Origin of the sequence: Halopseudomonas salina, from assembly GCF_014637955.1 — a bacterium.
GTDB lineage: Bacteria > Pseudomonadota > Gammaproteobacteria > Pseudomonadales > Pseudomonadaceae > Halopseudomonas > Halopseudomonas salina.
Genome location: NZ_BMFF01000006.1, coordinates 183,928 through 192,287, shown reverse-complemented (window position 1 = coordinate 192,287; position 8,360 = coordinate 183,928). Strand labels below are relative to the sequence as shown.

Sequence of the window (8,360 nt, the reverse complement as noted above, 5' to 3'; positions counted from 1 at the left end):
CAAGCTGCAAGCTGCAAGCTGCAAGCTGCAAGCTGCAAGCTGCAAGCTGCAAGCTGCAAGCTGCAAGCTGCAAGCTGCAAGCGAATCAGTGTGGGGGCTGGGGTGGTATTGGGGTCAAGGGTTTTTTGCTGGAAGCTGGAAGAGTCTTGGCGATGGTGCCTATGACGTTAATCGTGGGTGCACATACACCCAGTCATACCCGCGAAGGCGGGTATCCATTTTGACGTTGAACTTGGGTGACTGTGTAACGGGCCTGGGTGCCTCCTGAAACCGACAATGGATCCCCGCGTTCGCGAGGATGACGAGGGTGCAGTGGGCCAGCGCGGAGGCGGGGTTGGGTTCAGCTTCAAGCTTCAAGCTTCAAGCAAAGCAGCATAGGTCTCAGGGTAGCTTGCGGCTTGCGGCTTGTAGCTTGCGGCTTTTATTGCGCGCAAAGAAAAGCCCCGCGCTGTTTCCAGGCGGGGCGTTTCAGTATAAGCGCTTGACGATGACCTACTCTCACATGAGGAAACCTCACACTACCATCGGCGATGCATCGTTTCACTTCTGAGTTCGGGATGGGATCAGGTGGTTCCAATGCTCTATGGTCGTCAAGCAATTCGTTGCTGTGGGGCGTTAGCCACACGGCGTAAAGGGGGTGGGCGGTGATAGTTGTATAGATTTAGCTTGGTAACCTGGATCTCATGCAGTTCCAGACTGTCGTTCATCGGTGTCATGACCACACCAAATTGCTTGGGTGTTATATGGTCAAGCCACACGGGCAATTAGTACTGGTTAGCTCAACGCCTTGCAACGCTTACACACCCAGCCTATCAACGTCGTAGTCTTCGACGGCCCTTTAGGGGAGTCAAGCTCCCGGTGAGATCTCATCTTGAGGCAAGTTTCCCGCTTAGATGCTTTCAGCGGTTATCTTTCCCGAACGTAGCTACCCGGCAATGCCACTGGCGTGACAACCGGAACACCAGAGGTTCGTCCACTCCGGTCCTCTCGTACTAGGAGCAGCCCCTCTCAAATCTCAAACGTCCACGGCAGATAGGGACCGAACTGTCTCACGACGTTCTAAACCCAGCTCGCGTACCACTTTAAATGGCGAACAGCCATACCCTTGGGACCGGCTTCAGCCCCAGGATGTGATGAGCCGACATCGAGGTGCCAAACACCGCCGTCGATATGAACTCTTGGGCGGTATCAGCCTGTTATCCCCGGAGTACCTTTTATCCGTTGAGCGATGGCCCTTCCATACAGAACCACCGGATCACTAAGACCTACTTTCGTACCTGCTCGACGTGTGGGTCTCGCAGTCAAGCGCACTTTTGCCTTTATACTCTACGCACGATTTCCGACCGTGCTGAGTGCACCTTCGTACTCCTCCGTTACTCTTTGGGAGGAGACCGCCCCAGTCAAACTACCCACCATACACTGTCCTCGATCCGGATAACGGACCAGAGTTAGAACCTCAAAGTTGCCAGGGTGGTATTTCAAGGTTGGCTCCACGTGAACTAGCGTCCACGCTTCAAAGCCTCCCACCTATCCTACACAAGCAAATTCAAAGTCCAGTGCAAAGCTATAGTAAAGGTTCACGGGGTCTTTCCGTCTAGCCGCGGATACACTGCATCTTCACAGCGATTTCAATTTCACTGAGTCTCGGGTGGAGACAGCGCCGCCATCATTACGCCATTCGTGCAGGTCGGAACTTACCCGACAAGGAATTTCGCTACCTTAGGACCGTTATAGTTACGGCCGCCGTTTACCGGGGCTTCGATCAAGAGCTTCGCCGAAGCTAACCCCATCAATTAACCTTCCGGCACCGGGCAGGCGTCACACCCTATACGTCCACTTTCGTGTTTGCAGAGTGCTGTGTTTTTAATAAACAGTTGCAGCGGCCTGGTATCTTCGACCGACGTGGGCTTACGTAGTAAATACTTCACCCTCATCGGCGCACCTTCTCCCGAAGTTACGGTGCCATTTTGCCTAGTTCCTTCACCCGAGTTCTCTCAAGCGCCTTGGTATTCTCTACCTGACCACCTGTGTCGGTTTGGGGTACGATTTCTAGTTACCTGAAGCTTAGAGGCTTTTCCTGGAAGCATGGCATCAACCACTTCTCTTTCTAAAAGAAAGATCGTCATCAGTTCTCGGCCTTGATCTCCCGGATTTACCTAAGAAATCAGCCTACCACCTTAAACACGGACTACCAACGCCGTGCTGGCCTAGCCTTCTCCGTCCCCCCATCGCAGTAACTACAAGTACGGGAATATTAACCCGTTTCCCATCGACTACGCCTTTCGGCCTCGCCTTAGGGGTCGACTCACCCTGCGTCGATTAACGTTGCGCAGGAACCCTTGGTCTTCCGGCGTGGGAGTTTTTCACTCCCATTGTCGTTACTCATGTCAGCATTCGCACTTCTGATACCTCCAGCCAACTTCTCAATTGACCTTCACAGGCTTACAGAACGCTCCTCTACCGCTCATCCTAAGATGAACCCGTAGCTTCGGTGTATGGTTTGAGCCCCGTTACATCTTCCGCGCAGGCCGACTCGACTAGTGAGCTATTACGCTTTCTTTAAAGGATGGCTGCTTCTAAGCCAACCTCCTAGCTGTCTAAGCCTTCCCACATCGTTTCCCACTTAACCATAACTTTGGGACCTTAGCTGACGGTCTGGGTTGTTTCCCTTTTCACGACGGACGTTAGCACCCGCCGTGTGTCTCCCGTGCTCGCACTCGCTGGTATTCGGAGTTTGCATCGGTTTGGTAAGTCGGGATGACCCCCTAGCCGAAACAGTGCTCTACCCCCAGCGGTGATACACGAGGCGCTACCTAAATAGCTTTCGAGGAGAACCAGCTATCTCCGAGCTTGATTAGCCTTTCACTCCTATCCACAAGTCATCCGCTAACTTTTCAACGGTAGTCGGTTCGGTCCTCCAGTGCCTGTTACGGCACCTTCAACCTGCCCATGGATAGATCGCCCGGTTTCGGGTCTATACCCTGCGACTAAACGCCCTATTAAGACTCGGTTTCCCTACGCCTCCCCTAGACGGTTAAGCTCGCCACAGAATATAAGTCGCTGACCCATTATACAAAAGGTACGCAGTCACGGAACAAGTCCGCTCCCACTGCTTGTACGCATACGGTTTCAGGATCTATTTCACTCCCCTCACAGGGGTTCTTTTCGCCTTTCCCTCACGGTACTGGTTCACTATCGGTCAGTCAGGAGTATTTAGCCTTGGAGGATGGTCCCCCCATGTTCAGACAACGTTTCACGTGCGCCGTCCTACTCGATTTCACGCTAAAGAGCTTTTCGTGTACGGGGCTATCACCCACTACGGCGGCCATTTCCAGGACCTTCCACTAAACTCTAAAACGCTTAAGGGCTACTCCCCGTTCGCTCGCCGCTACTTGGGGAATCTCGGTTGATTTCTTTTCCTCGGGGTACTTAGATGTTTCAGTTCCCCCGGTTCGCCTCACACACCTATGTATTCAGTGTGTGATACCCAGCTTATGCTGGGTGGGTTTCCCCATTCAGAGATCTCCGGATCAAAGTCTGTTTGCCGACTCCCCGGAGCTTATCGCAGGCTACAACGTCTTTCATCGCCTCTGACTGCCAAGGCATCCACCGTATGCGCTTATTCACTTGACCATATAACCCCAAACAATCTGTCGTTAGCCGAAGCTAGCGCCGATTATTCAAAGCGATATGTCATGACATGATTCACGACAATCCGGAACTTGCACTTGAGATCACAAGTTACCTTAGCCATAACGCGAGCAGTGAAACTCTCGTTATGTCTATATTTCTATCACCTTCCCACATTGTTAAAGAGCGACTGGCACAAAGACCAGACATCAACAATCCACTCGGAAACTTCCCGGTGATTGTTCATGTATGAACTCTGGCGTCTAGCGATATACGGTGTCTTGGTGGAGCCAAGCGGGATCGAACCGCTGACCTCCTGCGTGCAAGGCAGGCGCTCTCCCAGCTGAGCTATGGCCCCTTTTTCAAGACCTTCCACACCTCGACAATTGGTGGGTCTGGGCAGATTCGAACTGCCGACCTCACCCTTATCAGGGGTGCGCTCTAACCAACTGAGCTACAGACCCAATTGCCCGGGGACGCTCGAAACAGATAAGCCTAGACCTAGCTGCTACGGGTGAACTGTAGCTTGAGAGCTAAAGACCCTATCGCTTTCTAAATGAATCAAGTAATTCGTGTGAGTGCTTGACCGAGCGGTCAGTGATCTTTCGATTAAGGAGGTGATCCAGCCGCAGGTTCCCCTACGGCTACCTTGTTACGACTTCACCCCAGTCATGAATCACACCGTGGTAACCGTCCTCCCGAAGGTTAGACTAGCTACTTCTGGTGCAACCCACTCCCATGGTGTGACGGGCGGTGTGTACAAGGCCCGGGAACGTATTCACCGTGGCGTTCTGATCCACGATTACTAGCGATTCCGACTTCATGGAGTCGAGTTGCAGACTCCAATCCGGACTACGATCGGTTTTATGGGATTAGCTCCACCTCGCGGCTTGGCAACCCTTTGTACCGACCATTGTAGCACGTGTGTAGCCCTGGCCGTAAGGGCCATGATGACTTGACGTCATCCCCACCTTCCTCCGGTTTGTCACCGGCAGTCTCCTTAGAGTGCCCACCATTATGTGCTGGTAACTAAGGACAAGGGTTGCGCTCGTTACGGGACTTAACCCAACATCTCACGACACGAGCTGACGACAGCCATGCAGCACCTGTGTCTGAGTTCCCGAAGGCACCAATCCATCTCTGGAAAGTTCTCAGCATGTCAAGGCCAGGTAAGGTTCTTCGCGTTGCTTCGAATTAAACCACATGCTCCACCGCTTGTGCGGGCCCCCGTCAATTCATTTGAGTTTTAATCTTGCGACCGTACTCCCCAGGCGGTCAACTTAGTGCGTTAGCTGCGCCACTAAGAACTCAAGGTTCCCAACGGCTAGTTGACATCGTTTACGGCGTGGACTACCAGGGTATCTAATCCTGTTTGCTCCCCACGCTTTCGCACCTCAGTGTCAGTACCAGTCCAGGTAGTCGCCTTCGCCACTGGTGTTCCTTCCTATATCTACGCATTTCACCGCTACACAGGAAATTCCACTACCCTCTACCGTACTCTAGCTAAGCAGTTATGGATGCAGTTCCCAGGTTGAGCCCGGGGATTTCACACCCATCTTACTTAGCCACCTACGCGCGCTTTACGCCCAGTAATTCCGATTAACGCTTGCACCCTCTGTATTACCGCGGCTGCTGGCACAGAGTTAGCCGGTGCTTATTCTGTCGGTAACGTCAAGACTGATACGTATTAAGCATCAGCCCTTCCTCCCAACTTAAAGTGCTTTACAATCCGAAGACCTTCTTCACACACGCGGCATGGCTGGATCAGGGTTTCCCCCATTGTCCAATATTCCCCACTGCTGCCTCCCGTAGGAGTCTGGACCGTGTCTCAGTTCCAGTGTGACTGATCATCCTCTCAGACCAGTTACGGATCGCAGCCTTGGTGAGCCGTTACCTCACCAACAAGCTAATCCGACCTGGGCTCATCTGATAGCGCAAGGTCCGAAGATCCCCTGCTTTCTCCCGTAGGACGTATGCGGTATTAGCGTCCGTTTCCGAACGTTATCCCCCACTATCAGGCAGATTCCCAGGTATTACTCACCCGTCCGCCGCTCTCAAGAGAAGCAAGCTTCTCTCTACCGCTCGACTTGCATGTGTTAGGCCTGCCGCCAGCGTTCAATCTGAGCCATGATCAAACTCTTCAGTTTCAAACTGATTGGGTTTTGAAAAAACCCTAAACTTGGCTCAGCTTTATTACAAAAAACTCAGTGAATTCACAGAGTAACTTGCTTAGGCTGAAAATCTTTCGATCATCAAACCTCAAGGCAAGCACCCACACGAATTACTTGATTCACATTGTTAAAGAGCGTTTCGGTTCGCGTCTCCGCTTAACCAAGGTGGCGTATATTACGCTAACCTTCTAATCTGTCAAGCATTTTTGTGAGAAGTTGTTCATCACGTTTCTGCTTGATGGCCCCGAGATCAAAACCCTTTCTCGTGACCGGGAGGCGAATTCTACAGGAGTTTTAAGCCCCGTCAACCGCTTCCTTGAAACTTTTCAGATCTCTCTGACTTACCCGAATCAGCGATCGTGCTGCTGGCCCGGTGAGCGGCGTATTCTACCGCCTCAATCCACCCTGTCAACCCCTAAATTATCGCTAACTTATTGATTGTAAAGCGCTTTATGCAAAGCGCCCTGACTGGGCAGACGCGCATTATAGGGGATAGAAAATAACCGTCAACTGATTTCTGACGGTTATTTCATGCCGGGCGGTAAACCCCTATGCCTCGGAAGCAGGCTTCTGCTTCTGACGCCAGCGCCACAAGGCCTGGGCCGGACCGGACAAGCTGTAAGCGATGAAGATGAACCAGAGTATCCGCGACGGATCGGTTGAAATGATTGCGAACACCAGCACCACCAGGAGAATGACGAAGAACGGCACTCGGCCTTTCAAATCAAAATCCTTGAAACTGTAGTAACGGACATTGCTGACCATCATCAGACCCGCCAACGCGGTAAGCAAACCCACCAGAAAGCTGATATCGCCGCCATCAATACCGAAATCGCTGAGAGCCCAGACCATGCCGGCTACAAAGCCAGCACCTGACGGACTGGCCAGCCCCGTAAAGAATCGCTTGTCTTCATCACCTACGTGAGTATTGAAGCGCGCTAGACGCAACGCCGCTCCGGCGACGTAAATGAAAGCAAATATCCAGCCTACCTTACCCAGATCGCTTAGCGACCAGCTAAAGACAACCAGCGCCGGAGCAACACCGAAGGCGACCATATCGGAAAGTGAATCGAACTCCGCTCCAAAGGCACTCTGCGTATTGGTCATTCGGGCTACCCTGCCGTCCAGTCCGTCCAGCACCATCGCCACAAAGATCGCAATTGAGGCGTTGGCGAAATTGCCATCCATTGCACTGACAATAGCGTAGAACCCAGAAAACAGCGCCGCGGTGGTAAATAGGTTGGGCAGCAGGTAAATCCCCCGGTGCCTGACTTTCTCGCCGCCCGGACCTGGAACTTCCTCGATATGCTCATCAATGGGCAACATGTTATGTGCCGCTTGCATGTCGTCGTCGGTGGAATGCTGCTCTTGCTTGTCCGTCATGTATTTACCCTGAAAACGTTATCGTGAACACAGTGTGGCAACTGATCACGTGGTTTGCCAGTTATGGAGAGGGCAGGCACAAAAAACGCGGCCGTGGCCGCGTTCTTCGTCTGCTGCATCAAGGATGCATCAGTTCTTGCTCTTGTCCACGATCTTGTTCGCGGAGATCCAGGGCATCATGCCACGGAGCTTCTCGCCAACCTGCTCGATCGGATGCGCTGCGTTGATGCGACGGGCAGCAGTCATCGAAGGATAGTTGTGCGCACCTTCGGCGATGAACATCTTGGCATACTCGCCGCTCTGAATACGCTTGAGTGCATTGCGCATGGCTTCACGGGACTCGGCATTGATGACTTCCGGGCCTGTGACGTACTCACCGTACTCGGCATTGTTGGAGATCGAGTAGTTCATGTTGGCGATACCGCCTTCATACATGAGATCAACGATCAGCTTCAGCTCGTGCAAGCACTCGAAGTAAGCCATTTCGGGCTCGTAACCGGCTTCAACCAGCGTCTCGAAACCAGCCTTGACCAGCTCGACTGCGCCGCCACAGAGAACTGCCTGCTCGCCGAAGAGATCAGTTTCAGTTTCGTCTTTGAAAGTGGTTTCGATAATACCGGTACGACCACCACCTACACCTGAGGCGTAAGACAGGGCCAGATTCTTGGCGTTGCCGGAGGCATCCTGGAATACTGCGACCAGATCAGGAATACCACCACCCTTGGTGAACTCGGTGCGAACGGTGTGACCTGGCGCTTTCGGCGCGATCATGATCACGTCCAGATCCTTGCGCGGCACGATCTGGTTGTAGTGGATCGCGAAGCCATGGGCAAATGCCAGGGTGGCACCCTGCTTCAGGTTCGGTTCAATCTCGTCACGGTACAGCTGGGACTGAAACTCGTCCGGAGTAAGAATCATGACAACATCGGCAGCCGCAACAGCTGATGGCACATCGCTGACTTTCAGACCATGGGCTTCGGCCTTGGCGACCGAAGATGAACCTGGACGCAGACCAACGGTCACGTCGACACCGGAATCATTGAGGTTGCAGGCGTGGGCGTGGCCCTGTGAACCGTAACCGATGATGGCTACTTTTTTGCCCTGGATGATGCTCAGATCACAATCTTTATCGTAATAAACGTGCATGAAATTCCCCTGTTTCTAGGCAGACCCTAT

3 protein-coding genes, 2 tRNA genes and 3 rRNA genes are annotated in these 8,360 nt (G+C 52.8%); 1 reads left to right on the top strand and 7 read right to left on the bottom strand.

The window, feature by feature from the left end:
- Positions 1–224 (top strand): hypothetical protein (locus IEV54_RS17395; RefSeq protein WP_229734579.1); only part of this gene is annotated, 224 nt, incomplete at its 5' end.
- Positions 225–479: 255 nt separating this feature from the next.
- Here the strand turns inward: IEV54_RS17395 and rrf are convergent.
- The 7 genes from rrf to ilvC form a co-directional block, all read right to left on the bottom strand.
- Positions 480–595: ribosomal RNA gene (gene rrf / locus IEV54_RS14460) — 5S ribosomal RNA — on the bottom strand.
- Positions 596–743: 148 nt separating this feature from the next.
- Positions 744–3,633 (bottom strand): 23S ribosomal RNA (locus IEV54_RS14455).
- A 279-nt stretch (positions 3,634–3,912) separates the two neighbouring features.
- Positions 3,913–3,988 (bottom strand) — tRNA-Ala (locus tag IEV54_RS14450).
- A gap of 29 nt (positions 3,989–4,017) precedes the next feature.
- Positions 4,018–4,094 (bottom strand) — tRNA-Ile (locus IEV54_RS14445).
- A gap of 146 nt (positions 4,095–4,240) precedes the next feature.
- Positions 4,241–5,777 (bottom strand): 16S ribosomal RNA (locus IEV54_RS14440).
- Together the 16S, 23S and 5S rRNA genes with 2 tRNA genes alongside form the textbook arrangement of a ribosomal RNA operon.
- A 573-nt stretch (positions 5,778–6,350) precedes the next feature.
- Complete coding sequence (gene pssA, locus IEV54_RS14435) at positions 6,351–7,184, bottom strand: CDP-diacylglycerol--serine O-phosphatidyltransferase (protein WP_150278704.1); 834 nt, start codon at positions 7,182–7,184, stop codon at positions 6,351–6,353.
- Positions 7,185–7,313: 129 nt separating this feature from the next.
- Complete coding sequence (gene ilvC, locus IEV54_RS14430) at positions 7,314–8,330, bottom strand: ketol-acid reductoisomerase (RefSeq protein ID WP_150278705.1); 1,017 nt, start codon at positions 8,328–8,330, stop codon at positions 7,314–7,316.
- Positions 8,331–8,360 lie beyond the last annotated feature (30 nt).

Coding starts and splice junctions, on each gene's coding strand:
- pssA (WP_150278704.1), bottom strand. CDS start 7,184: ATGACGGACAAGCAAGAGCAGCATTCCACCGACGACGACATGCAAGCG.
- ilvC (WP_150278705.1), bottom strand. CDS start 8,330: ATGCACGTTTATTACGATAAAGATTGTGATCTGAGCATCATCCAGGGC.